The following is a 26,109-nucleotide window of genomic DNA, read 5'->3' as shown; positions in this document are numbered from 1 at the left end:
TTCTCACTTTCTACAATAACTTCTTCTGTTCAAGATTTTTTCTAGTTGAGCTTGGTTCAGCTTGACCAAACTGTTCTGCTAGGCGCTGACTCCAGCTTGTGGTCGCACGCACTCCAGCATAGTCCGCCTGTACACGGTCATAGGCTTGGATTGCCTCAGTTGACTGTTCTTGGTATTCTTCCTCAAAGACAACATTCTCTAGTGGCAGTCTTGGTTTTACATCATGATGTTGATTTGGCACACCTAGCGCCATCCCAAAGACAGGATAAGTATAGTCAGGCAGGTTAAAGAGCTCTGCCACTTCTTCTGACTTGTAACGCACCAAGCCAATAATGACACCACCATAGCCCAAGCTTTCAGCTGCCAGCAGGGCATTTTGACCAGCAAGATCCGCATCGACCGAACTAATCAAGAGACCTTCCACACCTTGGGGTTGGAATGTATCCGTATGGAGTCGTGCTCCCTTTTCTGCTCGATTCAAATCTCCGACAAAGAGAAGGAAAACAGCTGACTGGCGAATGGCTTCTTGAGGTACCAATTCATACAGAGCATCTTTCTTTTCTTGACTTCGGACCACAATCACAGAGTAGGATTGGAAATTCTTCCAAGACGAGGCCATTTGGGCTGCTGTCAGAATTTCAGTCAAGTCTTCCTGAGGAAGGGTTTGCTCCTTAAATCTGCGCACTGAAGTGTGAGCCTTCATTAATTTGATTGTTTCTGTCATCGACGGTTTACTCCTTCTAAACGAGTCTCCTCAGCCAAATAACGGATGCGTTCCATGACTCGTCTAGCTTCCCAGATTTCGTCATTTCCGTTTTTCCCTTTAGCGAAATGCTTCTCCAAATCTTCAAAGTCGAAGTTGGAGGTGAAAAAGGTCGGTAAATCTTCCTGCATCCGATATTGGAGAATGACCTGCAGGATTTCGTCACGCACCCAAGGTGTTGATTGCTCGGCACCAATATCATCTAAAATCAGGACTTCAGAAAGCTTAATCTCATCCACCAAGGTCTTCACATTGCCATCACTGATAGCATTTTTGACATCAATAACAAAGCTAGGATAGTGGAGGAGAGTTGATGAAACACCACGTTTTTCTGATAAATCATGAGCCAAGGCAGCCACCATGAAACTTTTTCCCACACCAAAGTCTCCATACAAGTACAGACCTTTTCGAATAGCTGGATATTGCTCCACGAAGGCTAATAGCTTTTCAAAAACTGGCAAGCGACCCAAATCATCCAAGTCTACTTGAGCTAAACTAGCTTGCTTTAGACTGGCTGGTAGATTGATTAACTTGAGCCGGTTCTTAATAGCCGCTTCTTTTTCAGCCGCGATTAGTTCAGGAGTTTCTTCGTAAGAAACGTCCGCATAGCCATGATTCATAACCAAAATCGGCTTGTATCCTTTGGCAATATAATCCGTATCCCCACGGAGAAATTTGTCACGCTCGGTGATGTACTGATTAAACTTGGAGATACTGCGATTCAATTCCTCTGGAGTCAAGGATTCTTGCTGGATAAAGGCCGCAACATCAGGGTCCTTCATGATTTTCTGGACCAAATCTTGATAATGAAAACGGCTGGGTTGACGTTTGAGTACGTCTCCGACACTTTCCATCTAATCTCCTCCTTTTTCTAATCGAGCTAATAGTTCTTGTTTCTTACGTTCTAGTTCCAGACGAGTTTCCTCGCTGGTTTCATTCTTATAATTTGGATTGCTCCACTTAGGTACATTGGACTTGGTAGGACTGGGTTTGCTGCTTTTTTGAGCCTGATTCTTCTGTCCTCGCTCACGGATGCGCAAGACTGCCTCTTCTGCCGAATGAACCTTTTGATAGGCATAGTCATTAGCTACCTTCATGGCATATTTCTCATTGATGTTTGCCGAATCTACCTTGTTAAAGGTCAACAAGAGAATGATATTAATGACTTCGTCCAGCAAGCCCAAGCCAGCCATCTGTTGCAAGAGGTCTCTTTCTGTTTGGGTAATGGTTCCCTTGCGTGTTTGCTTGATTTCTGCCAAGAACTGCAGGGCAGTTTTACTTTTGGCTTCTTTGATAATGGTTGCTTCCTTAGGACTAAAGTCAGAGGAAACAGGTTTTTGAGCAATTTTTTCACGCATGCGTTTGGTTGAAATAACCTGGGAAACAGCTGTTGACTTGGCCAATTGATAAGTTTCAAACCAAGTCCATTTCTTCTCCTCAGCAATAGCAAAGAGGTTTAAGACATCGGACTGCTCATCCGCAAAACGAAGCCCATCTCGAGACATAAGCTGACGAAAATGGTCCAAGTCAAAATCGTTGGCCACTTTCTTCTTGATACCAAGGTCTTCTTGACTACCTAGTTCTGCCAAGTCTGGAAAGACTTGATTGAGTGAGACAGGTATTTCGTCTCCATCAGCACTTTCAACTTTCAAATCCTCCACAGCGGCATCGCCAATTTTTTTCTCCAAGAGTCTACGATAAACAGGATGTTCCAAGAAGTCCTGACTCGAAAGAGGAGCATGGAGGGCTAGCTGATAAACATCCCCCTTTTGATAGAGGGTTAAGAGATTAAAAGCAGATAGGATTTTCAGGGATTTTATCAGTCTATCCATCCCAAAGTTAAGATGGTTGAGAATGCTTGAAAAAAGATATTCCTTTCTGCCATTATCCCAAAAACTAATTGTATAAAGATAAAGGCTCAGTGCCTCCTGACCTATAATCGGGAGGTAGCACTGTACCAGAGATGAGGTATCTTGCGACACCCGATTATTCTTTAGATAAGAAAAACGGTCAATTGGCTTCATTTATCTTTCCTTTTTCTTTTTAGAGGACTGGGTGATTTGTTGGAGCAGGCTCTCTAGCTCACTGACATCCTTAAAACTACGATAGACACTGGCAAAACGTACATAGGTAATCTCGTCCAGTTCAGCCAACTCCTCCATGACGAGTGAACCAATGTCCTCACTTTGAATTTCATTTTCATTTCGACCACGGAGTTTCTGTTCGATACGATTGACTACCATGTTGATTTCATCACTTGACACAGGGCGTTTCTGGGCTGAGCGGATAATCCCATTAAAGATTTTATCTCTGGAGAATTGTTCCCGTGTGCCATCTTTTTTAACAACCACTAAGGTTCTTTCTTCTACTCGTTCGTAGGTTGTAAAACGGTGCTGGCATTCGTCGCACTCACGTCTTCTACGAATAGTGTTCCCTTCTTCTGCTTGGCGACTATCGATAACACTTGACTTGGTAGCCCCACATTTTGGACAACGCATCCTTTCCCTCCTTATCGTTTTCTTTTCATTATACCATTTTTTAAACGATTCCCAAAACAATTCTTCTTTTTGCTTGACAAGTTTTTTGTTTTGTTGTATTATTTAATTAAGACAAAAGGATAAAGGAAAGGAGACCAAGATGTCCTGGACATTTGACAACAAAAAACCCATCTATTTACAGATTATGGAGAAAATCAAGCTTCAGATTGTTTCCCATACACTGGAACCCAATCAACAACTTCCAACCGTGCGAGAGCTAGCTAGCGAGGCCGGTGTCAATCCAAACACCATCCAAAGAGCCTTGTCAGACCTTGAACGAGAAGGATTTGTCTACAGCAAGCGCACAACTGGACGATTTGTGACTGAGGATAAGGAGCTAATCGCCCAATCACGCAAACAATTATCGGAAGAAGAATTGGAACACTTCGTTTCCTCCATGACTCATTTTGGCTATGAAAAAGAAGAACTACCAGGCGTAGTCGGCGATTATATTAAAGGAGTTTAAGCCTATGTCATTACTAGCATTTGAAAATGTATCCAAATCTTATGGAGCAACCCCAGCCCTTGAAAATGTTTCTCTTGACATCCCAGCTGGAAAAATTGTCGGTCTCCTCGGCCCAAACGGATCAGGAAAAACAACCCTGATTAAACTCATCAACGGCCTTTTACAACCAGATCAAGGACGCGTCCTTATCAACGATATGGATCCAAGCCCAGCAACCAAGACCATCGTAGCTTATTTACCTGATACGACCTATCTCAATGAGCAAATGAAGGTTAAAGAAGCCCTAACCTACTTCAAGACCTTCTATAAAGATTTCAATCTTGAACGCGCCCATCATCTACTTGCAGACCTCGGTATTGATGAAAATAGTCGTCTCAAGAAACTATCAAAAGGGAACAAGGAAAAGGTACAACTGATTTTGGTTATGAGCCGTGATGCCCGTCTCTACGTTTTAGACGAACCCATTGGTGGGGTGGACCCAGCAGCCCGTGATTATATCCTCAATACCATTATCAACAACTACTCCCCAACTTCTACCGTTTTGATTTCTACCCACTTGATTTCTGATATCGAGCCAATCTTGGATGAAATTGTCTTCCTGAAGGATGGAAAAGTCGTCCGTCAAGGAAATGTAGATGACATTCGCTATGAGTCAGGTGAATCCATTGACCAACTCTTCCGTCAGGAATTTAAGGCCTAAGCAAAGGAGATTATTATGTTTTGGAATTTAGTTCGCTACGAATTTAAAAATGTTAACAAGTGGTATTTAGCCCTCTACGCTGCCGTGCTCATCCTTTCTGCCCTTATCGGGATACAAGCACAATCCTTAATCAAACTACCTGTCAAAGAAAGTCAACCTGTTTTACTTATTTTTCTAGCCCTCGTCTTTGGTGGCTTGATGATTACACTTGCGATTTCAACTCTTTTCTTAATCATTAAACGCTTTAAAGGTAGTGTCTATGACCGACAAGGCTATCTGACTTTGACCTTGCCAGTTTCTGAACACCATATCATCACTGCTAAATTAGTCGGTGCCTTTATTTGGTCTATTGTCAGCACTGCTGTACTAGCTCTAAGTGCTTTTATTGTTCTGACTCTAACGGCTCCAGATTGGTTTGCAACTTCTGACTTGATTCCATTTATAGAAACACATCTTCCTCAACTCTCTCTTATGGGGGTATCCTTCCTACTAAATACCATTTCTGGAATCCTCTGCATCTACTTGGCTATTTCCATTGGACAGCTTTTCAATGAATACCGTACCGCACTGTCAATTGTAGCCTACATTGGTATCCAAATCGTCGTTGGCTTTATTGAACTCTTCTATCGTTCTAACCCTGGTTTCTACTTCCCATCAACCACAGGAGGAGCTGATCAGTTCCAGATGGGCATTATCATGACTATTCTGGAAGAAGTTATTCTTATAGCCATCTACTATCTAGGAACTTATCACATTTTGAAAAACAAGGTTAATTTGCAATAATCTTAGAGTCTAGCGACAATAACTCGCTAGACTTTTTTCGTTCTCAGGACTTACATTTTTATATGAAGTATTTAATAAAAAGGAGTATAATGACTTTAAAACTAATTACATGTATATCGATAAGGAGGGCAACTCTTTATGCTGAGAAGATTTGTTACTAAGAAACACCTTGTTCTTTACTTCTTTTCTATTGCCATTACTTGGCTGGAAGCAATTATCACACCAGCCCTTGTTCAAAATATTGTTGCTAGTTTTAGCAATCAAGAGCTAGGCCTTCTTTGGAAAGTATTGATTCTAGGAATCCTTGGTAATCTTATCCTCTTACTAGGCTTGGCTGGGAAACGCTATTACTACGCTCGTTTGATTACTGACTTCAAATATGGAATCAAGAGTGCTATTTTCAAGCGATTTTTAAACAGTTATGAGATTGATGAAAAGGATATTTTGTCTGACCTAGAAAACGACGTCAAGCAACTAGAAGAAAGCTATATTGAGCCAACGGTCATCATCATTTCTTCTCTGGGCTTTACCACTGTGTCCATTCTCTATGCCTTGTGGACTAATTTTTACTTGGGCTTGATTTTCATCCTCTTCTACTCCTTTCCTGTCCTCTGCAGTGCTATCGGATCAAAGCGTTTGGACTCACTTTCTGAAAAGCGGTCAACTGTTAACCAAAGCTACTTAGCAAGCTTGACAAATTTTATTGGTGGTAGCCAACAAATTCGCCATTATCAGGGGCAAGACTACTTTTTTGCTCGCTATCAAAAGCAATTACAAACCAGTCTAGATGCCGAAATCAACTATGAAAAACAACGAACTTTAAACAGTCTCTTGATTAATAGCATCGATGCCTTTTGTTCTGTCACACCAATCGTTATCGGTGGCTTTATGACCTACTATAATTATTTAGATGCGGCGAGTTTTGTGGCCATCTATCTAGTTTCCCATAACATCGGCTATCAATTCCAAGAGTTGGCTTACTTTACCAACACCCGAAAAGCGAATCGAACTCTTCTCAACAAATACCAAAAACTTTTGGGCCAGTCTAACTTCATCTCGCCTAGAAGCATAGAAAACATTTTCCCTATCCAGCTTAACAGCATCTCCCTAGAAAAAGATGGAAATATCCTCCTGTCTCCGACTTCCATGCACATCAAGCAAGGAGAAAAAATTGCCATTATCGGGGAAAGTGGCTCTGGTAAGACGACACTACTCAATATCATTCATGGAGAAGAGACACCAACAAGTGGACAGATTAGCTTTGCTGGTCAAAACCTGTCACGTAAAGAAATCACAAGTATTAGTTCCTATATTCTCCAAGATAGCCATTACTTTGACACGCTATCTCTGGAAGACAATATCCTTCTGGGATTGAATAAAAATAAAGAGACTTTAAATCATATCCTCAAAAAAACAGGATTAGAACATTTGAAAAATCGAACGCTCAGAAATGATAGTCTATCTGGTGGCGAGAAACAACGCCTAGAAATCGCTCGCGCCCTCTACCATGATAGCCAACTCATCTTAGCAGATGAAATCAAGGCCAATCTTGACTCGGAAAATAGCAGAAAAATTAGCGACTTGCTCTTCTCCCTACCTCAAACAGTCATTGAAGTCATTCATCACTACACAGAAGAAGACTTAAAACACTATGACCAAGTCATTCACTTAAGTAAAGAAAAGTAATAGTCTATAACATACGATTTTAAAAAGCAAGGAACCCGAATTCCTTGCTTTTTAACTCAATATCAAACTGGCTACGATAGGGCTGACAAAGACATAGAGAATACCGGTGACACCGATAGCCAAACCACCCATAGCTCCTGCTACAGAGCCGTATCGAAAGGCTGTTCCTGTTCCGACAGCATGACCTGTTCCTCCAAGGGAAAGACCAACAGCTACTGGATCATCTATTTTCAACCACTTCAAAAGGGTTGGTCCGATGACACTGGTTAAAATCCCAGTTGCCACTACAACCACCAAGGTCACGGTCGTCAAACCTTGCAATTTTTCTGTAATTCCCACTGCCATGGCGGTTGTTACTGACTTAGGAAAGAGAGAAATGGCTAGGAAAAAGTCCATTCCAAAAATCTTTGCTACAAGGGCCGTGAAAGATGTATTGACAACTACTGCTAAAAGACTACCAAAGAGAATACTCCGTGCATGGTGCTTCATCAAGTGAAAACTCTTATAAAGCGGAATCCCTAGAGCAACAGTCGATGGGACAATCAGGTTGTTCAGATAAACCCCACCTTGGTAGTAATCTTGGTAAGAAATCCCCGTCAGCTTTAGAAAAATGATAATGAAAACAGCTGACAAAAGCAAGGGCGTTGTCAATGGATGGGGAAAACGTCTGTAAATCAACATTCCCACTAGATAGGCTAGGATAGACAGGGCAAGTCCAAACAGGGGATTGGAAACAAATTCACTCATTTGGTATCTCCTTTCTCATAATCTCCCTCAAACCGTCTCTTGATAAACTGAACTACCAGGGCTATGAGGATAATATTGATAACTGCTGCAAAAAAGACAATCAAAACAATTGGCAAAAGATAGGGAGCAATCACATCAAACTTCTCCATGATTCCCACTGCTGGTGGCAAAAAGAGAATAGTCATATTGGCCAGCAAGAAATTCCCCACCATGTTGACATGCCTGGTTCTCAACCACTTGAATTGTAGGGCTAGAAAGAGAATAATCAAACCGATAATACTGCCTGGGATGGGCAAACGAAAGAAACTGGAGATTCCCTCACCGATTAGAGAAATCACAAAGAGAATCATTAATTGAACATATAATTTCATCCTAAACTCCACGAAATAGACTTCTTGCATACCAGTTTACTCTTTTTTCAGAAAATTTCAAGGAAATGCACAAGGGATAATGAAAATTAGAAATAGAAAGGGCATACAAACAATTCTTGACTTGTGAAAACTGGCATGATTTAGGATAAAAGATGCCTGCGTCCTTCTTGCCAGCTTTCTTGAAAAGTAGTATAATTATTGCATGCGCAATCATCTTGTGATGCAGAAACTGTCCGTGAATGGACATTCTTCTATGTTATAACTCTAAAAAGAAAGGAGATACTATGACCTATTTGGAAAAATGGTTTGACTTCAATCGGCGTCAGAAAGAAATTGAAAGTCTCTTGGAAGAGACTGTTGCTAATCAGAGTGAACAAAGTCTGACCTTGAAAGAGTTTTACCTGCTCTACTATCTGGACTTGGCCCAAGAAAAATCTCTACGCCAGATTGACCTGCCAGATAAACTTCATCTGAGCCCGAGCGCTGTTTCTCGGATGGTGGCTCGCTTGGAAGCCAAAAATTGCGGTCTACTTAGTCGCATGTGTTGTGATCAAGATAGGCGCTCTAGCTTTATCTGCCTGACAAGTGATGGGCAAAAGACACTAGCTACACTACAAAAGGCTGTCGAAGAAAGCTTGAAAACTGGTTTGGATTTCTTGATTTAAAATGATTTTAGAAAAAGTTGCGTGCGCAATCATTTTTCTTGACATTATCTTTTACAAGGAGTAAAATAAAGTCATCATTAAACAAAGGAGTTTTAAAATGATTGAAATTACCTATCTAGATGCCAGCAAGAACGAAAGAACTGTAACTTTCGAATCTTATGAAGACTTTGATCGTTCGCAACAAGCTTGCCTTATCGGCGTCGCAGACTACTACCCTGTCCAAAAATTAACTTACAACGGTCATGATTTGGACTACCATGGGACTTACGGAGATATCTTCTTCTATCTCAAGAAACAAGATTTAATCCAATATAACTAAAAAAGGAGAAATACAATGGCAAAAGCAATTACAGATGCAACATTCGAACAAGAAACAAAAGACGGTTTGGTCTTAGTAGACTTCTGGGCAACTTGGTGTGGTCCATGTCGTATGCAAGGTCCAATCTTGGATAAATTGTCTGAAGAACTTTCAGAAGATGTTTTGAAAATTGTTAAAATGGACGTTGATGAAAATCCAAACACAGCTCGTGCCTTTGGAATCATGTCTATTCCAACTCTTCTCTTCAAAAAAGACGGCCAAGTGGTGAAACAAGTTGCTGGTGTTCACACAGCAGACCAAATCAAGGCCATCGTTGCTGAATTGAGCTAATCACACTAGAGACCAAGTACTTGCTTTGGTCTCTTTTTTCTTGCCCTTTGCCATTTTTCAAAAAATATGCTAGACTGTATGTAGAATATTACGATGTTTGGGACACGCCATCGCTAAAAAAAACCTCGATTTGGTATTTTTTAGCTCCCTCATGGGAGCTTTTTGCGTGCCCTGAACATTTCTCATTTTGGAAGGAGTACTATGAAACGTCAATCAGCCTTGGTCGTCTTTAGTGGCGGTCAAGATTCTACAACCTGCCTCTTTTGGGCTAAAGAACACTATGAAACAGTCGAAGCCGTTACCTTTGCCTACGGTCAACGTCACCATCTCGAAATTCAAGTTGCCCAAGAAATCGCTAAGGAACAGGGCATTCGCCATCACATCCTAGATATGTCTCTGCTGGGACAAATCACTGAAAATGCCCTGACCTCTGATCTGGAAATTGAGCAAAAAGAGGGAGAGGTTCCCAATACCTTCGTTGACGGTCGCAACCACCTCTTTCTATCCTTTGCGGCAGTCCTTGCTAAGCAACAGGGCATTACAGACATCGTGACAGGTGTCTGCGAGACAGATTTTTCAGGCTACCCTGACTGCCGGGATGTCTTTGTCAAATCTCTCAATGTTACTCTCAACCTTGCCATGGAGTACGACTTTGTTATCCAAACACCTCTCATGTGGCTAGACAAGGCTGAAACTTGGGAATTAGCCGACCAACTCGGTGCCTTTGACTATGTTCGTGAAAAGACCTTGACCTGCTACAACGGGATTATCGGAAGTGGCTGTGGAGATTGCCCAGCCTGTCACCTACGTCAACATGGTCTAGATGTTTATCTCTCACAGAAAGGAGAGGCCTAATGTTTTTTGCACCCAAAGAAATCAAACAGGAAACCGGGGAATCTCTTGTCTACAATCCTCACAGAACCTTGGTATCAAAAGAGTTCACTTTCGACGCTGCCCACCACCTCTTTCACTATGAGGGAAAATGCAAATCCCTGCACGGCCACACTTATCATCTGCAGATTGCTGTCAGTGGATTTTTAGATGAACGTGGCATGACCTACGATTTCGGAGATATCAAAGCGATCTACAAGAACTACTTAGAGCCCCACTTGGATCATCGCTATCTAAACGAAACTCTTCCCTATATGAACACGACTGCTGAAAATATGGTTTACTGGATTTTCCAAACTATGAGTCAAGAGTTGCCAGACGAACGTGGTCTCCGTTTGGAATACGTTCGCCTCTATGAGACTCCGACTTCCTTTGCGGAGTTTAGACGGGAGTGGTTAGATGACTAGGGAACGTGTCCTCAAACTACCAGTTTTGGAAATTTTTGGCCCAACCTTTCAAGGCGAAGGCCGTGCAATCGGGCAGAAAACCATGTTTGTCCGTACTGCAGGTTGCGACTATCACTGCGACTGGTGCGATTCTGCCTTTACATGGGATGGCTCTGAAAAACCAATTCGCATGACAGCTGACGAGGTCATTGCTGCCTTGGATAAATTGGGGAGCTACGACTATGTAACCCTATCTGGGGGAAATCCTGCTATCCTAGCAGCCAACATGGCTGAACTCGTCACTAAACTCAAGGAACGTGGTGTCACTCTGGCTGTTGAGACCCAAGGTTCCCGCTGGCAAAATTGGTTAAAAGACATCGACCAGGTCACTCTGAGCCCCAAACCTCCTTCATCCAAGATGGAAGTCAACTTTGAGACCTTGGACTTTATCGTTTCCCAACTGGATCCAGATAAGGTCACCTTTAAAATTCCTGTCTTTGACGATGCAGATTTGGCCTTTGCCAGAGGAATACAAGAACGCTACCAACCAGATGTTCTCTTTTTATCAGCAGGAAATCCTGAGCCCAAGGCTACGGGTAATATTGTCCAAGACCAACTGGACCGTCTCAAAGAACTCTGGGAACGCATCGCTGCTGACGATAGTTGGGGCAATGTCCGCGTCCTTCCTCAACTCCATACCCTCCTATACGACAACCAACGTGGTGTTTAAGATTAGAAAGAAAAAATCATGTCACAACAAGAAGAAATGAAAAACCTAAGCCTACTGGGCAACAAAGAAACCAACTACATTTTCGAGTATCAACCAGAAGTCCTGGAATCCTTTGACAATCGTCATGTGGAAAATGACTATTTTATCAAATTTAACTGTCCTGAATTTACCTCACTGTGTCCAATTACTGCTCAACCAGACTTTGCTACGATTTATATTTCCTACATCCCTGACAAGCTCTGTGTGGAGTCAAAATCCCTCAAACTCTACCTCTTTAGCTACCGAAATCACGGAGATTTCCACGAAAACTGTATCAACACCATTGGGAAAGACTTAGTCAACTTGCTAGACCCTCGCTATTTAGAAGTCTGGGGAAAATTTACTCCGCGCGGTGGCATCTCAATTGATCCCTACTACAACTATGGTAAGCCTGGAACTAAGTATGAAGGCTTGGCAGAACAACGCCTCTTCCAACACGACCTTTATCCAGAGAAAATTGACAACCGCTAAACTCATACTCAATGAAAATCAAAAAGCAAACTAGGAAATTAGCCGCAAGTTACTCGAAGCACTGCTTTGAGGTTGCAGATGGAAGCTGACGTGGTTTGAAGAAATTTTCGAAGAGTATCATACGAAAAAACCCTGTTCCTCGAGATGAGGAGCAAGGCTTTTTGAGTTTCAATTATTCTTCTGTTCCAAGGAAGTTTTTCGCAACAAGAGCTGCAAGAACTCCACCAACGATTGGCGCAAGGATGAAAATCCATAATTGTTGAAGGGCTGCGCCACCTACCAAAACAGCTGGTGCCAAGCTACGAGCTGGGTTTACTGAAAGTCCAGTAATGTTCAATCCCACAAGAATCATCGCCATCAAGGACAAACCGATTACCAAACCAGCAATCGCACCATTGCCCTTGCTTGCTGATGTCACAGTCATGATAACCAAGACAAACAAGAAGGTTGCGATGACTTCAAACAAGAAACCACCAAAGACAGTGACACCGTTTGCCAAGGCATTTTCACCAAGACTAGCAGTTGACATGCCTGAGTTAGCCAAGAGGAAGAAGACAGAAGCAGATGCTAAGAAAGCTCCAACTACTTGTCCAAGGATGTAGTTTACAAGCTCTGAAGATGACAAACGTTTGTTTACAAACATAGCAATAGAAACAGCTGGGTTCAAGTGAGCCCCTGAAATAGTTCCGATTGAGTAGGCTGCAACCACGATGGCTAAACCAAAAGCAAAGGCAATTCCAAGGTGACCTAGGCCATCAAGACCATTTCCAAAAACAACAGCTCCTGTTCCGACGAACACAAGCATGTACGTACCGATTAACTCAGCAACAAATTTTTTCATTTTCTTTCTCCTTTTTTCAAAAACTGGATACTAGTCTATCAAAAGAGGGAAAGGGTTTCAAGAAAATTGATTGAAAATTTTCAGGATAAAATTCTATAAAAACGGTAGTGTTTATTTGAAACATTTTTTCTAAAGGTATATACTATTAACATAGTTCAAATAGGTTATTTAATCCCTCATTTGAACTAATTTTACAACTTTGCTGTTCTTTTATGAACGTTTGAATGGTATCGTGGATACCAAGGAGGAATCATATGTCTAAAGTTGCTATTGTTACAGGTGCAGGTCAAGGAATCGGTTTTGCAATCGCAAAACGATTGGTTCAAGATGGCTTTAAGGTAGGAGTCTTAGACTACAATCCCGAAACAGCTGAAAAGGCTGTTGCCGAATTATCAGCTGAAAATGCCTTCGCTGTCGTGGCCGATGTTTCGAAACAGGCCGAAGTTGCACAAGCATTTCAAAAGGTTGTTGACCATTTTGGTGATTTGAATGTTGTCGTAAATAACGCTGGTGTTGCTCCAACTACTCCTCTTGATACAATTACTGAGGAACAATTTACACGCACTTTCGGTATCAACGTTGGTGGTGTCATTTGGGGTTCACAAGCTGCACAAGCGCAATTTAAAGCACTTGGCCACGGAGGTAAAATTATCAACGCAACCTCTCAAGCTGGGGTAGTCGGTAATCCAAATCTAACTGTTTATGGTGGAACCAAATTTGCTGTTCGTGGAATTACGCAAACATTAGCACGTGATTTAGCAGACTCAGGCATCACTGTTAACGCCTACGCACCAGGTATTGTGAAAACACCAATGATGTACGACATCGCTCATGAAGTTGGTAAAAATGCAGGAAAAGATGACGAGTGGGGTATGCAGACATTTGCAAAAGATATTACTCTAAAACGTCTATCTGAACCAGAAGATGTGGCTGCAGCCGTCAGCTTTCTTGCAGGACCAGATTCAAACTACATTACAGGACAAACCATTATCGTTGATGGTGGTATGCAATTCCATTAAGATACACAAAAAGAGGTTGGAAAATGATTCAACCTCTTTTATAAGTTTTCATTATTAGTTAGGAGGATACAATAGAAACTCTTTCAATAAGTAATATTAGCTTATCCCTAGTATTGAAAAGACTGGATAGCTTCTTTCAAGTCATCTTGTAAACTATTTCTCTGGTCAAGTTGGACATAGACTTCCAACAGACAGGATCTGAAGTTGGAAAATTTATAAAAATCCTCCCTTTCTTCTATCGGAAAGTCGACAGCTTTTATCCAAGAAGCTACTTGCTCTTGCTCCAACTTCCCTTGTAAAATAGGTTCATAGATCACTCTTGCTAAACGCCAATCCTCATCATCTGTAAAACGAATGGAAACTCTTTTAAATAGTTGCCCAAGTATATCAAATACTTCATGAACTCTGTTTTTAGGAAAGTCTGGATGACAAACCACCTCTGTCAGTAAATCGGCTCCATGTGCAAAAGCATGAACCCAACCATACCGACTTGAAAAACCTGTCGTGTCCTTTTCTTTCGAAAGATAGGACAAACCTTGATTTAAAAGGACATTACGAATTCCTGAATTTAATTCCTGATAAAAAATCGATTGCTGGTTGGCATCCGCAGACAAGAGATTTGCATAAATAAGCGCCCTAAAAGAACGTTCAAGTGTTGACAAGCCTACCTTATCAATCTCTTTGTCTATTCCTCCATCAGATAAAATTTCCTCAGCAATGAAATTAAATTGCTCCTGTGTAAATAGCTCTTCCTGCAATCCTCTAGCCAAGCTTGTAAAAACAAGGTCATCGCGAATTTCTGGAGAAGGATCTCCCAAATGATCAAGCAACCACTGGATTTCCTCCTGGTTATAACTTGGTTTTTCTTCTTCTATTTTTCTAAGTAACTTTTGATACATGGTCAATACCTCTACATTCCTGATAACTTATCAAAAAGCCAGCCTTAAATGACTTAATATTGAATTCTCAATAAAATACAATCTGATAAAAAATGAAGTAAATAACGATCAATACCAACTCTACAACAAGTTCAAATTTAACATCACGACCTTCAACGGCGTTTTTGAAAATAGCTACAGCTAAGCCAAATATAATGATGCTTAACAAGCCCATAAACATCATTCTAGAACAACCTTTCTATTCCCCCTACTCTCCCAACTGAGCACTGTAGGCGATAATCTGGTCAACTGTGTCAGACAAGAATTGGATGGTATCACGGAGTGGTTTATCTGTAGAGATATCTGCTCCGATAATCATAGCTGACTCAAGCGGTGTCTTGCTACCACCTGACTTAAGGAGATTGAGCCAGTCCTCAGCTCCAGTTTCTGAATGTTTCAGATGGAGGTAACCCGCAGTCGAGATGACTAGTCCTGCTGAGTAAGTGTAACTATACAAGCCCATGTAGTAGTGAGCTTGACGCATCCAAGTCAAAGCTGCATCATCATCAATCTCAATGGCATCGCCCCAGAAATCCGTCAAAACTTCCTTCATAATTCTGTTGAGTTTGCTTGCTCCGAAGGTTTCTCCTTCTTCAATCAATGTATACACCTTACGCTGGAAGGCTGCTTCCAAAAGGTGAGTGATAAAGTTATGGAAGTAGGTGTCTGTCAAGCGGTGAGCAAGAGCGAAGCGTTTTTGACGAGGGTCGTCAGACTGGTGCTCCAAGTAGTCACTGAGTAGCAATTCATTGAAGGTTGACGGTGCTTCAACATAGTAGGTCGACATGTGGGCGTTAAAGTAGCTTTGATGATTATCTGAAAAGATGAATTGACCAGAATGCCCGATTTCATGAATCAAGGTATAAACATCGCTCAAACGACCTGTCCAGCTCATGAGGACATATGGATGCACGCGATATGGGTCCGCCGCATAACCACCAGAATCCTTGCCACTATTGGCAGCAAAGTCCACCCAGCGCTCTTCTTGATAGCGAGCAACTTCCTGACAATATTCTTGCCCCAAAGGTTCTACCGACTTCATGACCAAATCATAGGCATCGTCAATAGTCACTTCAGGATTAAGGGCGCTATCCAAGTCCAATTTCCAGTCTGCAAAGGTCATCTTTTCAAGACCATTGACCTTGGCAACATGTTTGAGGTATCTCTGAGCAACTGGCGCAAAATCCTTCATGATGAGGTCAATCTGGCGATCAAACATGGCGCGATCCACTTCCTGCTCAGCTAGAAGATAGTCAAAGACTGAGTCGTATCCCTTCATATCTGACAAGAGTTTTTCAGACTTGACTTGGGCTAAATAAGCTGCGGCAGCCGTATTTTGGTGCTTACGAAGTCCTTCTGAGAAGGAACGGAAAGATTTCTCACGAACCTCAGCATCCTCATGATTTTGGTAGAAATTTTCATAGGTCACAAAGCTGTTTTTGTAGATCTTGCCATGGGCTTCGAAGTCAGCCATTTCGAAATCCCCAGCTCGCATCTTAGTGTAAATATCCTGTGGACTGTAGAAAACTTCACCGAGATTGGTCAAGGCCTTCTCCACATCAGCCCCTAGATAGTGGGCTTTTTTGATTTTTGCCTGACGAATAGCTGCCGTCAAGTGAGGCAATTCCCCTAAACGGTCCAAGACTTCCTCATCAGCTTCCACCAAGGCATCGTCAAAGAAGGTCAAGGCTACACTGGCATCTGTTTCAAATTCCATTCCAGCTTGGGCAATGTTAGCAAATTCGTCATTGCTATAGTCTGTCGTCTGAGGCATAAAGCCATAGTTACCAATATGGCTCATCTGAATATAGATTTGTTCCAATTCCGCAAAGGCCTTTTCAAAATCCTCAAAAGTATGAAGATTGCCCTTGTAATCACGGCTAAACTGGTTGATGTCTTCGCGAGCCTTCTCGATCGCACGTAAGAAATCCTCACGGTCTTGGTATAGGGCTGTTAAATCCCAAAGTTCCTTCTCTGGAAATTCTGAACGGTGTTTTTGTTCCATTTTCTTCCTCTTATTTCTCTAATTCTAATAAAACACTAAGGGCTGATAAGGCGTAAAGTGGTGCTGTTTCTGCTCGCAAAATGCGAGGGCCAAGTCCTGCCAATACTGCTCCCTTAGCTTCAAAACTCTCAATTTCTGCAGGTGACAGACCACCTTCTGGACCAAAGATAAAGAGCAGTTTGGCTCCTTTTGCAAGACCAGTGACTGCTTGTAAGAGCACAGCGACTTCTCCTTCTTTTGCTGATTCTTCATAAGCCACTATGATAGAGTCAAACTGGTCAAACTGAGCTAGAAAATCTGCTTTCTTCTCAAAAAGCTTGACACTTGGAACAACATTACGCTTGCTTTGCTCAGCCGCTCCAAGGGCAATTTTTTCTAGTTTTTCAACCTTTTTACCCAATTTCTTGCCATCCCACTTGGCGACCGACCAATCGGCAGGAAAGGCCCAGATTTGGCTGGCACCCAGTTCGGTTACTTTCTGAGTAATGAACTCCAACTTATCTCCCTTGGGAAAGCCGGATGCGATGGTCACTTGGACTGGTAGTTCTACATTGTCAGTTAATTCTTGGACCAACTCAAACTGACGGTTTTCCACATCTAGCACGCGCGCCAAGCGCTTGATCCCATCATCAAAGACTAAGGTCACCTCATCCTCCCCCTTCAGGCGCATGACCTGAAACATATGCTTGCTGGTTTCCTTGTCCTCGATGATTACAGGAGATATTGCACTGCCTTTGACAAAATACTGCTGCATGCTAACCTCCAATCACACCTGAAATATCCTTGGTTTTCTTAAAGACACAGGCATTCCATTCCCCTTGAATCATGTGGGTTTCAAGGAAAAATCCAGCTGACTCAGCCGACTCGCGCACCATGTCCCACTTGTCCTTGATAATCCCACTCATGATCAGGTAGCCTTCGTCCTTAACCAACCGATAGGCATCGTCTGTCAGATGAATGAGAATATCCGCCAAAATATTAGCCACAATCACATCTGCCTCAATCTCAACTCCCTTAAGCAAATCTCCTGCTGCTACATGGATGTTTTCCATTCCAGGGTTGAGTTCAATATTTTCCTGAGCAACCCGAACTGCCACATCATCTAGGTCATAGGCGAAAATTTCCGTAGCACCAAGCAGCGAGCTGGCAATAGAGAGAACCCCTGAACCAGTCCCTACATCTAGCACCGTTTCGCCACCACGAAGAACCTGTTCCAAGGCAAAGAGGCTCATCTTAGTGGTTGGATGGGTCCCAGTCCCAAAAGCCATCCCAGGATCCAGCTTGATAATCTTTTCTCCCGCAGTCGCCTCGTATTCTGTCCAAGACGGCACGATGGTCAAATCATGAGTGATACGAGCTGGTTCATAGTACTTCTTCCAGTTGTCTGCCCAGTCTTCCTCAGCCAAGGCAGTCGTCCCCATTTTGACCTCTCCCAAATCCATAAAATCTGTCAATTCTGCTAGGCGAGCCTGCAAGTCTGCTTCAACCACTGCTACATCAACCGTATCAGGGTAGTAAGCTGTCACTACGACTTCTTCTTGCTGCTCAACCTCTGGGAAAATCTCGCCGAAGCGGTCAACATTTCCCACATAGTCCATGCTGTCTTCAATCGCAACGCCTTGTGCTCCCAGCTCAATCAAGAGATTAGAAACTAACTCCTCTCCCTCACGCTTCACTGTAACTTTTAACTCTTGCCATGTTTCCATCATTAAGATACCAAGCCCGTAAAACACAAAACCAAAATAGGAAATTCTCTGAAGACGCTTGTGTCTAAGAGAAGTTTATCTTTTTGGTACAGTGTTTAGGGCGGATTCAGTTTAGAAATTTAACTGAACCATCCTTTCTAATCACTTACTTTTAAATAATCTTTTAATCTCTCCTGCAACTGAGGTACAACTTGACTGGAACTAAGAAATTCCTCGACATTCATGAGCTGATAGCCCTGTCCTTCATCTCCAAATACGATACTGTCAAACTGGGCCTGTGTCAACAGACCGACTAGAAATACAGATTGTTTATCCGCAAAAAGCATACTTGGATAAACCTTCGCCCAAAGCAGACAATCCTCAGTCAGATGAATTCCCAGTTCTTCATAAACTTCACGCGCTGCGCACTCGAAAGGACTTTCGTTTCCTTCACGACCACCACCTGGCAACTCCCACATGTTGGGACAAGGGATATCGTCCTTGTCATCACGTAAGATAGTCAAGACCTTATCCTCACAAATCAAGGCAATCTTAGAGCCCGTAAAATCAAACTTTTTATCAATACAATCTAAATTCACAATCATTTTCTCCTAATATCTCGGATAAGGGTAAAATTCTCCCTCTTCCAAGCCTGCTTTTCCTTCTTCAAAGACTTCTTGATTCCATTCCATGACGAATTCTTCTGCTTCTGGGTCTTCCAAGAAGTCCATAAGGGCATCTAGTCCGACCTCAGCAGTATCTTTGAGAAATAGCGCAAAATAAGCTAAAAATTCACGAGAAAAACCTTTTTTAGGCAGGTAAGGGATGACTATCAAATAGTCTTCCTCATTAACAGTTGATTTGGCAGGATTGAAAAAAAGCACAGCTTCTTCAAAGAGAATATCATCTGACGAAACTTCTCCGTCTTCATCCACCATTTCCACACCTGCAGCGTTTTGCGCTTCTAATAGAAAACTCACTTCAACCACGTGGTTGCGTTTGTCCCAACTAATCTCAAAGTCAAAAGGAAAGTTCTTCTCCAACTCTTCCTCTAAAACATCTAAAAATCCATATGTTGCCATTTTGTCCTCTTTCTATGCGACTCTTTAATCGCCCCGATTGCTCGGAAATATGCTAAAATAGATACTACCATCTTATCACATATACATCAGAAAATCCACGTTAGAAAGGACTGCTATGCCAGACAATCTCGCGCTTCGCATGCGCCCTAAAACCATCGACCAGGTCATCGGTCAGGAACATCTGGTCGGGCCTGGAAAAATCATCCGCCGCATGGTGGAAGCCAATCGCCTCTCCTCCATGATTCTCTATGGACCTCCAGGAATCGGCAAGACCAGTATTGCCTCTGCCATCGCTGGAACAACAAAGTATGCCTTTCGAACTTTCAATGCGACAGTAGATAGTAAAAAAAGACTCCAAGAAATTGCGGAAGAGGCTAAATTTTCAGGTGGCCTCGTCCTATTACTAGACGAAATCCATCGTCTAGACAAGACCAAGCAAGACTTCCTCTTGCCTCTCTTGGAAAGTGGACTGGTCATCATGATTGGCGCTACGACTGAAAATCCTTTCTTCTCTGTCACTCCTGCCATTCGCAGTCGTGTTCAAATTTTTGAGTTGGAACCTCTGTCTAACCAAGACGTCAAAGAGGCCCTGCAGATAGCTCTAAGTAACCCTGAGCGTGGTTTTGATTTTCCAGTAGAACTAGATGAGGATGCGCTGGATTTCATTGCGACCTCTACAAATGGAGACCTGCGTTCTGCCTTCAACTCACTGGATTTGGCAGTTCTCTCTACCCCTGAGAATGACGAGAGCATCCGCCACATCACCCTCGACATCATGGAAAATAGCCTGCAGCGGAGCTACATTACCATGGACAAGGATGGAGACGGTCACTATGACGTTCTATCTGCCCTGCAAAAGTCTATCCGTGGCTCAGATGTTGATGCCAGTCTTCACTATGCTGCCCGCTTGATTGAGGCTGGTGATTTGCCAAGTCTCGCTCGTCGCTTGACTGTTATCGCATATGAGGATATCGGCTTGGCCAATCCTGAAGCCCAAATTCATACCGTGACTGCTCTGGATGCCGCCCAAAAGATTGGTTTTCCAGAAGCCCGCATTCTCATTGCCAATGTCGTGATTGATTTGGCCCTTTCTCCAAAATCCAACTCAGCCTATGTAGCTATGGACCAGGCACTTGCTGACCTCAAAACATCAGGGCACTTGCCTATTCCGCGACACCTGCGTGATGGGCACTACAGTGGAAGCAAGGAACTGGGGAATGCCCAAGACTATCTCTATCCACACAAGTATCCTGGAAATTGGGTCAAGCAAGACTATCTGCCAGAAAAAATCCGCAATCATCACTATTTCCAAGCAGAAGATACTGGTAAATATGAGCGGGCTTTGGCTCAAAGAAAGGAAGCCATCGACCATTTACGAAAAATCTGAAATCCTTTTCAAAAAATTGCACTTTCCTCTTGATTTTTTTTGAAAAAGTGGTATCATATAAACATAGAAACGCTGTGGTGTACGACTTCACACTTAAGTGTTGACCGACTATTTTTTGTATTATTAGGGAAACAAAAGTCTTCTAACAGCATGTAGGCCGTCTCACACGGAAACAGCTTCAGTTAGAGCGAGTTGCCCACCTGCTTAATTGCGCGGGTTCAATACAAACCGTGAAGTTTCGGCACCAATACAGCTTTTTTATTTGCCTCCTTAGCTCAGCTGGCAGAGCAGCGGACTCTTAATCCGTGGGTCACAGGTTCGATCCCTGTAGGGGGCATCTAAATACAACAGGAAAAGCCTTGAGTTCCAAGGCTTTTTTGTGTATCTGTTCTACTTTTGGTCAACTAATGAATACTAAAGATATAATTTTACGCCTCCCCTTTCCAGACAGCTCTAATCTGATTGCACTCAAAATTTTTAAAAATTTAATACAAAAGTCTTGCTTTTCTTTTAATTTATGCTATACTTGTTCTTGTACCTGATACAGGTTTGTTAAAAAAGGAGTTCAGATGGATACAAAATTCTCAGTTGCTTTGCATATCTTAACAATGATTAGTGAAAGCAAGGAAACTCTAAGCTCTCAAGCACTAGCTATTAGTGTTGGGACTAACGCTAGTTACATTCGAAAGGTGATTGCCTTATTGAAAAATGCAGATTTGATTCATTCCCAGCAAGGAAAAACAGGCTATCAACTCAGTAAATCTCCAAAGAAAATGACTTTACTAGAGATCTACTATGCTACTCAAGAAATCAATCACATTAGTTTATTCCCTGTTCATCAAAATAGCAATCCCGATTGTCCCGTTGGAAAACATATCCAAGGAGCAGTTTCACCGCTTTTCGCTAGTGCCGAATCTCAATTAGAGAAGGAATTAGCAAATCAAACTTTAGAAGATGTCATTGACAATCTATATAAACAAGCCAAACAAGTTCGAAACTGATTTGATAACAAGTCAGTTTTTACTGGAAACAACATATACTTGTATTAGATACAAGTATATTCAGTCATATTAAAAAGAAAAGAGAAGACAATGAAAGTCGCACAACACACTACTTATAACAAAAAGAATATCACACTGAACATCACAGAAATGGCTAAACCAAGTATTACAGACAAAGAAGTTTTAGTTAAAGTCACCGCAGCTGGTGTTAATCCTCTCGATAACATGATCTCTCGTGGTGAGGTTAAGATGATTGTTCCTTACAAACTTCCTCAAACTGCGGGTAACGAAGTGGTTGGGATCGTTGAAAGCATGGGCAAGAAAGTTAACAACTTTCAGGTAGGAGATCGTGTCTTTGGCCGTCTGCCACTTGATCATATCGGCGCCTTTGCAGAATATGTTGCTGTTGATAGTCGAGCCTTAGCCAAGGTTCCAGACTATCTATCAGACGAGGAAGCTGCTGCGGTTCCGCTTACTGCCTTGACCATCATGCAAGCTTTGGAACTCATGGGAGCTCAAGCTGGGAAAACGATCTTTATTTCTGGTGGGACTGGAGGAGTTGGTGGAATGGCCATTCCGATTGCCAAGGCCAAAGGTTTGACAGTCATCACCAATGGAGCTAGAGATAGTGCAGAGCGTGTCTTGAAACTAGGAGCAGATAGATTTATCGATTACAAAACAGAGGATTATACAAAAACTGTTAGCCAGGTGGATTATGTCCTTGATACTCTTGGGGGCGCTGAAACTGAAAAACAAATGTCTATCATGAAAAAAAGTGGTCATCTTGTTTCCCTCCGTGCTATGCCAAACGGTGCCTTTGCCAAACGCATGAATCTACCAAAATGGAAACAGATGATTCTTGGCTTAGCGGGTCGCAAATTTGATAAGATGGCGGAAAAATACGGCATCCACTACCATTTTATCTTTGTGGAAAGCAATGGTGCTCAATTACAAGAGGTAGCTGACCTCTTTAGTAAATTAGAAATCAAACCCTCTATCGATACAGTTTATCCATTTGAAGAGGTAAATAGCGCCTTAGACAAGGTCGCTAACGGTCGCTCTCATGGTAAAACAGTTCTCAGCTTTAAGAAATAAAAAGGAAAACACAATGTCATATCTTACAACTAAAAATCAATACATCACTTGGCAATGGATGAGTGGTTCGGAAAAGGTCTAACCAAACGTCAGCAAGGCTTGCCAGGCCTAGCCTACTATCTCATTGAGGTTACAAGTAAAGAGGAGCTCCTCATCATTGACCATAGTACACCTGAGGTTGAGGCACCAATCACATGGCTAAACTCAAGCGAGTTAGAATTTAGTGATCCATATGGTATTGTAACCCGTGTTCGAATAGCCAACAAGTGATAGGATTGGGTTTCGATTCAATCTGTGATACATCCTGTTTCAAGTATTTTGATAAAGGATTAAAAGATCTTTCTTTTTCTACTTCAGATACTTAGCTCTGGGCATATACTATTTAAAACAGGTCCCAAAATGAATGTAACTAGGAGCTCTGCTAATGATAGATATGAAATTTTTTAATATTCAAAAAGACTCCACCTATCTATAGGAAATCTACCCTAGAGATGGATGGGGTCTTCTTTCACTCACTAATCTAATCGAATAAACATCATTGCATTAAGTAAAGAGATAAGAGCGACTGTATTGACATTATTGGAATAGATTAGTCGCTTATTTTCAATCGGAGGAATAATAAAATTAGAAATAATGATATCATAAGGTGAATCTTTTAGAGACTCAAGTGATAACTCTAATTCACTCCAAACTTCTAGTTCAAAATTGTTGCTGCAATAATAAGAAAGTGTCTCTGCAACGGATTTCGCATGATACTGATCAAAATTACTCATAACCAGAACCTTCAGCTTTGGCTGATTTTGTAGTAGATTAAGCACCAAATGTTTGGTATGAGTGATGAAGGTATAAGATAGATGATTTACCATCATTGAACTAGAACAAAGCTCAAGAGTTTCTAAATAATGAGAAAGCTCTTTTTTAACATCTGAAACAAATTTAGGAAAAATATTTTGAAAATTCCTGATTGTATTCCCTTTTTGATCAAATAAAATAAACTCAGTGGACAACTCTTGACGATACAGATGTGCGGTATTATGCAGATGCCAAATCAGACTATCCTTATTCTCAATCTCAATCTGATACTTGACTGAAATCTGATCAATAAAGTCACTCAATAGATGGTAAGATTTCCCAACATAACTATCCCTTTTTACACTTTTCAAAAAGAGGTTTTCATCTATGAAAAACATTTTTTGAAAGTAAGACGCAAATAATTGGCAAACCACTTCTTCATCTAAAGAGAGATTGTATTCTGATTCAAAACTCTGAGCAACACCTTCTATTCCTTCTGCCTGCATCAAAGCATTCAAACTTTGGTCGTTAAAAGAATCTTTATCTACTTCCATAAAATGACCAAACTTTATTCGATATAGATTGGTTACTAGGAGCAACTTTAGCATTCTATGAGTTGACAAATTCATTGGAAAGCTTGTTTCCTTATAAACCAATTCTAACAATTGAGATAGGGGTTCTACTGAAAAATTTTCAAATGGCCATTCTAGGAAATAATATTTTTCTGAAAAATATTGTGCAAAAAAGTAACGAATGTCTCTCTCATTTCCAATGATTTGAACAGGGGTCAGACTGATTTCAAATTGAAATTGCTTTTTAATCACTTTATTGATTTGGCTAATAATACGATAGAGCGAAGATGAACTGATATAAAACTCTTTGCAAATACTATCAGCATCACATCCTTCATTAAAGAAGATAAATTCTAAAATTGAAAAATGAGTTGAATGCTTAAAGAAATGATGGTAAACCATTTCAATATCGCTATCATCGGTATTAATAATGCGTATACCATTAGTAGAAGAATGAAAAATCAAGTCAGGAAAAGCAGATTTAACATGGGATAGATCATCTTTGACTGCACGTTCTGTACAATTTAGTAACTCTGCTAGTTCAGAACGATGAAACCATCGTTTATGTTCAAATAATAATTCTAATAATTCTAATTGCCTATGACTTTTTTTAGATAATAAATCTCTCATGAATGTCTTTCTCTCTTTATAAATTATCGGATTAAACCTCTTGCAATTATACCACAAAGAATAGGTATAGCATGCTATAACGACTTTTCCTAAGATCCTTTATTTCGTATAATAACACTACGGAAGCAATATATAAACAATTTTCTTATTTTAGCGTCTATTGAGGGCGTGAATACAGAATCAAATTCAAGTCGAAAGATTATATTTTTAATTTTAAAAATTATATAATAGCAACAATCAAAAAAATTGATTTTTTGAGATTAAAATAAAAAAGGAGGGTAAGCAATGTTGTGGTCAATTATTGCAGGAGGTCTTATTGGTCTCTTGGCAGGTAAAATCACTAAAAAAGGTAGTTCTATGGGAATCATCGCAAACATCTTTGCTGGTTTAATTGGAGCATCTGTTGGACAATCACTACTTGGTAGCTGGGGCCCATCCATCGCTGGAATGGCTTTGATCCCATCTATTGCAGGAGCAGCAATTGTTGTTACTGTAGTATCATTCTTTACAGGTAAAAAATAATTACTTGTAGAATAAACTATTTTTAAATAGATTAGACGGGTAAAAATAGTTTTATGTTAAATCGAAAGGATTGTATATGTCAAAAACAAAGAAAATATTTTTAATTATTTTCTGTATTTTAATCTTGACAATTTTCCTTCCTGTTTTGATAGATTATCATCAAGTTAGTGATCTAGGTATTCAGCTATTTAGCTGGAGACAGAATCATTTCATTGAATTCTATCTCTCTAGATATATATTCTGGGGGATAGTGGCTCTATCAACTTTAGTTTTGTTATCGATGTTAGTTGTGTTGTTTTATCCTAAACGTTATTTGGAAATTCAACTTGAAACTAAAAACGATACATTAAAATTAAAGAATTCGGCAATCGAAGGTTTTGTTAGAAGTTTGGTGAGTGATCATGGATTGATCAAGAACCCAACTGTTCATGTAAATTTACGAAAAAATAAATGTTTCGTTCATGTAGAAGGTAAAATTCTTCCTTCGGACAACATCGCTGACAGATGCCAGCTAATTCAAAATGAAATAGCTAATGGATTAAAGCAATTCTTTGGTATTGAGCGTCAGGTGAAATTGGACGTCTTGGTAAAAGACTATCAGCCACAGCCTAAAGCTCAAAAGAAAAAAACTGCTAGTCGTGTAAAGTAAGGAAGTA

At 41.1% G+C, this 26,109-nt stretch carries 32 protein-coding genes, 1 tRNA gene and 1 pseudogene; 19 read left to right on the top strand and 15 right to left on the bottom strand.

What is annotated here, in order from left to right:
- Positions 1-10 precede the first annotated feature (10 nt).
- From SMI_RS02975 to nrdR, 4 genes are read right to left on the bottom strand one after another with little or no spacing between them, the layout of a single operon-like run.
- Positions 11-724 carry an NADPH-dependent oxidoreductase gene (locus SMI_RS02975; protein ID WP_000140860.1) on the bottom strand — a complete coding sequence of 238 codons (714 nt, stop codon included), beginning with the start codon at positions 722-724 and terminating at the stop codon, positions 11-13.
- Positions 721-1,617: a primosomal protein DnaI gene (gene dnaI / locus SMI_RS02970; RefSeq protein ID WP_000446509.1), complete on the bottom strand. Its 897-nt coding sequence runs from the start codon at positions 1,615-1,617 to the stop codon at positions 721-723. The genes SMI_RS02975 and dnaI overlap by 4 nt, the downstream gene beginning before the upstream one ends.
- Complete coding sequence (locus tag SMI_RS02965; RefSeq protein ID WP_000802376.1) at positions 1,618-2,787, bottom strand: replication initiation and membrane attachment family protein; 1,170 nt, start codon at positions 2,785-2,787, stop codon at positions 1,618-1,620.
- Positions 2,788-3,261, bottom strand: coding sequence for a transcriptional regulator NrdR (nrdR, locus tag SMI_RS02960; RefSeq protein ID WP_001203672.1), 474 nt, complete (start codon positions 3,259-3,261; stop codon positions 2,788-2,790).
- A gap of 139 nt (positions 3,262-3,400) precedes the next feature.
- On the opposite strand from nrdR, the gene SMI_RS02955 reads away from it, so the two are divergent.
- From SMI_RS02955 to SMI_RS02940, 4 genes are all read left to right on the top strand, one after another.
- Entirely contained in the window at positions 3,401-3,766 is a 366-nt protein-coding gene (locus tag SMI_RS02955; RefSeq protein WP_000119149.1) for a GntR family transcriptional regulator, read from the top strand.
- A 4-nt stretch (positions 3,767-3,770) separates the two neighbouring features.
- Positions 3,771-4,466: an ABC transporter ATP-binding protein gene (locus SMI_RS02950; protein ID WP_000054202.1), complete on the top strand. Its 696-nt coding sequence runs from the start codon at positions 3,771-3,773 to the stop codon at positions 4,464-4,466.
- Positions 4,467-4,481: 15 nt separating this feature from the next.
- Entirely contained in the window at positions 4,482-5,249 is a 768-nt protein-coding gene (locus tag SMI_RS02945; protein WP_000498756.1) for an ABC transporter permease, read from the top strand.
- Between the two features lie 138 nt (positions 5,250-5,387).
- Positions 5,388-6,935, top strand: coding sequence for an ATP-binding cassette domain-containing protein (locus tag SMI_RS02940; protein ID WP_000946120.1), 1,548 nt, complete (start codon positions 5,388-5,390; stop codon positions 6,933-6,935).
- A 51-nt stretch (positions 6,936-6,986) separates the two neighbouring features.
- On the opposite strand, the gene SMI_RS02935 is transcribed toward SMI_RS02940, so the two are convergent.
- The gene (locus SMI_RS02935) at positions 6,987-7,682 is read right to left on the bottom strand and encodes an LrgB family protein (protein WP_001288948.1); all 696 of its coding nucleotides are present in this window, start codon (positions 7,680-7,682) and stop codon (positions 6,987-6,989) included.
- Complete coding sequence (locus SMI_RS02930) at positions 7,679-8,053, bottom strand: CidA/LrgA family protein (protein WP_000781329.1); 375 nt, start codon at positions 8,051-8,053, stop codon at positions 7,679-7,681. Before SMI_RS02930 ends, SMI_RS02935 begins: the two co-directional genes overlap by 4 nt.
- 284 nt (positions 8,054-8,337) lie before the next feature.
- Here SMI_RS02930 and SMI_RS02925 point away from each other — a divergent pair, with 284 nt between their 5' ends.
- The 7 genes from SMI_RS02925 to queF all read left to right on the top strand — a co-directional run bounded on the left by SMI_RS02925 (position 8,338) and on the right by queF (position 11,884).
- Positions 8,338-8,718, top strand: coding sequence for a MarR family winged helix-turn-helix transcriptional regulator (locus tag SMI_RS02925; RefSeq protein ID WP_000221636.1), 381 nt, complete (start codon positions 8,338-8,340; stop codon positions 8,716-8,718).
- Positions 8,719-8,815: 97 nt separating this feature from the next.
- Positions 8,816-9,037 carry a DUF4649 family protein gene (locus SMI_RS02920; RefSeq protein WP_000570254.1) on the top strand — a complete coding sequence of 74 codons (222 nt, stop codon included), beginning with the start codon at positions 8,816-8,818 and terminating at the stop codon, positions 9,035-9,037.
- Between the two features lie 15 nt (positions 9,038-9,052).
- Positions 9,053-9,367 (top strand): thioredoxin, encoded by a 315-nt coding sequence (gene trxA / locus SMI_RS02915; RefSeq protein ID WP_001029579.1) that lies wholly within the window; start codon positions 9,053-9,055, stop codon positions 9,365-9,367.
- Positions 9,368-9,568: 201 nt separating this feature from the next.
- Positions 9,569-10,222, top strand: coding sequence for a 7-cyano-7-deazaguanine synthase QueC (gene queC / locus SMI_RS02910; RefSeq protein WP_000828762.1), 654 nt, complete (start codon positions 9,569-9,571; stop codon positions 10,220-10,222).
- Complete coding sequence (queD, locus tag SMI_RS02905; RefSeq protein WP_000464576.1) at positions 10,222-10,665, top strand: 6-carboxytetrahydropterin synthase QueD; 444 nt, start codon at positions 10,222-10,224, stop codon at positions 10,663-10,665. The genes queC and queD overlap by 1 nt, the downstream gene beginning before the upstream one ends.
- Positions 10,658-11,374: a 7-carboxy-7-deazaguanine synthase QueE gene (gene queE / locus SMI_RS10615; protein ID WP_000196451.1), complete on the top strand. Its 717-nt coding sequence runs from the start codon at positions 10,658-10,660 to the stop codon at positions 11,372-11,374. Before queD ends, queE begins: the two co-directional genes overlap by 8 nt.
- An 18-nt stretch (positions 11,375-11,392) precedes the next feature.
- Positions 11,393-11,884 (top strand): preQ(1) synthase, encoded by a 492-nt coding sequence (gene queF, locus SMI_RS10610; protein WP_000082587.1) that lies wholly within the window; start codon positions 11,393-11,395, stop codon positions 11,882-11,884.
- 172 nt (positions 11,885-12,056) lie between these two features.
- Here queF and SMI_RS02895 read toward each other — a convergent pair whose 3' ends face one another.
- Complete coding sequence (locus SMI_RS02895) at positions 12,057-12,725, bottom strand: MIP/aquaporin family protein (RefSeq protein WP_000714865.1); 669 nt, start codon at positions 12,723-12,725, stop codon at positions 12,057-12,059.
- A gap of 254 nt (positions 12,726-12,979) precedes the next feature.
- On the opposite strand from SMI_RS02895, the gene SMI_RS02890 reads away from it, so the two are divergent.
- Entirely contained in the window at positions 12,980-13,744 is a 765-nt protein-coding gene (locus SMI_RS02890; RefSeq protein WP_000048147.1) for a (S)-acetoin forming diacetyl reductase, read from the top strand.
- A 107-nt stretch (positions 13,745-13,851) separates the two neighbouring features.
- Here the strand turns inward: SMI_RS02890 and SMI_RS02885 are convergent, their stop codons facing one another.
- The 7 genes from SMI_RS02885 to SMI_RS02855 all read right to left on the bottom strand — a co-directional run bounded on the left by SMI_RS02885 (position 13,852) and on the right by SMI_RS02855 (position 19,454).
- Positions 13,852-14,643, bottom strand: a complete 792-nt coding sequence (locus tag SMI_RS02885) for a DUF2785 domain-containing protein (RefSeq protein WP_000284391.1) — start codon at positions 14,641-14,643, stop codon at positions 13,852-13,854.
- Between the two features lie 67 nt (positions 14,644-14,710).
- The gene (locus SMI_RS02880; RefSeq protein WP_164925496.1) at positions 14,711-14,857 is read right to left on the bottom strand and encodes a hypothetical protein; all 147 of its coding nucleotides are present in this window, start codon (positions 14,855-14,857) and stop codon (positions 14,711-14,713) included.
- Between the two features lie 33 nt (positions 14,858-14,890).
- Positions 14,891-16,687 carry an oligoendopeptidase F gene (pepF, locus tag SMI_RS02875; RefSeq protein ID WP_000435576.1) on the bottom strand — a complete coding sequence of 599 codons (1,797 nt, stop codon included), beginning with the start codon at positions 16,685-16,687 and terminating at the stop codon, positions 14,891-14,893.
- A gap of 10 nt (positions 16,688-16,697) precedes the next feature.
- Positions 16,698-17,441, bottom strand: coding sequence for a 16S rRNA (uracil(1498)-N(3))-methyltransferase (locus SMI_RS02870; protein ID WP_001188179.1), 744 nt, complete (start codon positions 17,439-17,441; stop codon positions 16,698-16,700).
- Between the two features lies 1 nt (position 17,442).
- The gene (gene prmA / locus SMI_RS02865) at positions 17,443-18,393 is read right to left on the bottom strand and encodes a 50S ribosomal protein L11 methyltransferase (protein ID WP_000451174.1); all 951 of its coding nucleotides are present in this window, start codon (positions 18,391-18,393) and stop codon (positions 17,443-17,445) included.
- 137 nt (positions 18,394-18,530) lie between these two features.
- Entirely contained in the window at positions 18,531-18,977 is a 447-nt protein-coding gene (locus SMI_RS02860; protein WP_000636798.1) for an NUDIX hydrolase, read from the bottom strand.
- Positions 18,978-18,983: 6 nt separating this feature from the next.
- Positions 18,984-19,454 carry a DUF3013 family protein gene (locus tag SMI_RS02855; RefSeq protein ID WP_000257130.1) on the bottom strand — a complete coding sequence of 157 codons (471 nt, stop codon included), beginning with the start codon at positions 19,452-19,454 and terminating at the stop codon, positions 18,984-18,986.
- 115 nt (positions 19,455-19,569) lie between these two features.
- Between SMI_RS02855 and SMI_RS02850 the strand changes: the two genes are divergently transcribed.
- From SMI_RS02850 to SMI_RS02830, 5 genes and pseudogenes are all read left to right on the top strand, one after another.
- A complete protein-coding gene (locus SMI_RS02850; RefSeq protein ID WP_001113195.1) occupies positions 19,570-20,841 on the top strand; it encodes a replication-associated recombination protein A in 1,272 nt (423 codons plus the stop codon).
- Between the two features lie 264 nt (positions 20,842-21,105).
- Positions 21,106-21,178: transfer RNA gene (locus SMI_RS02845), tRNA-Lys, on the top strand.
- Positions 21,179-21,410: 232 nt separating this feature from the next.
- Positions 21,411-21,842 (top strand): Rrf2 family transcriptional regulator, encoded by a 432-nt coding sequence (locus tag SMI_RS02840; RefSeq protein WP_000379854.1) that lies wholly within the window; start codon positions 21,411-21,413, stop codon positions 21,840-21,842.
- Between the two features lie 90 nt (positions 21,843-21,932).
- Entirely contained in the window at positions 21,933-22,937 is a 1,005-nt protein-coding gene (locus SMI_RS02835) for an NADP-dependent oxidoreductase (protein ID WP_000861516.1), read from the top strand.
- Positions 22,938-22,979: 42 nt separating this feature from the next.
- A pseudogene (locus SMI_RS02830) lies at positions 22,980-23,207 on the top strand (glyoxalase); the annotation flags it as partial.
- A gap of 245 nt (positions 23,208-23,452) precedes the next feature.
- Here SMI_RS02830 and mgaSpn read toward each other — a convergent pair.
- A complete protein-coding gene (gene mgaSpn / locus SMI_RS02825) occupies positions 23,453-24,931 on the bottom strand; it encodes a virulence factor transcriptional regulator MgaSpn (RefSeq protein WP_001205267.1) in 1,479 nt (492 codons plus the stop codon).
- Between the two features lie 285 nt (positions 24,932-25,216).
- Between mgaSpn and SMI_RS02820 the strand changes: the two genes are divergently transcribed.
- Together SMI_RS02820 and amaP are read left to right on the top strand one after the other, a co-directional pair.
- Complete coding sequence (locus SMI_RS02820) at positions 25,217-25,453, top strand: GlsB/YeaQ/YmgE family stress response membrane protein (protein WP_000964738.1); 237 nt, start codon at positions 25,217-25,219, stop codon at positions 25,451-25,453.
- Positions 25,454-25,529: 76 nt separating this feature from the next.
- Positions 25,530-26,102: an alkaline shock response membrane anchor protein AmaP gene (gene amaP, locus SMI_RS02815; protein WP_000047597.1), complete on the top strand. Its 573-nt coding sequence runs from the start codon at positions 25,530-25,532 to the stop codon at positions 26,100-26,102.
- Positions 26,103-26,109: the final 7 nt, after the last annotated feature.

This window comes from Streptococcus mitis B6 (assembly GCF_000027165.1).
GTDB classification, from domain to species: Bacteria; Bacillota; Bacilli; order Lactobacillales; family Streptococcaceae; genus Streptococcus; species Streptococcus mitis_AR.
The sequence above is the reverse complement of the archived record's forward strand: the minus strand, read 5'-3'. Positions and strand labels throughout refer to the sequence as shown.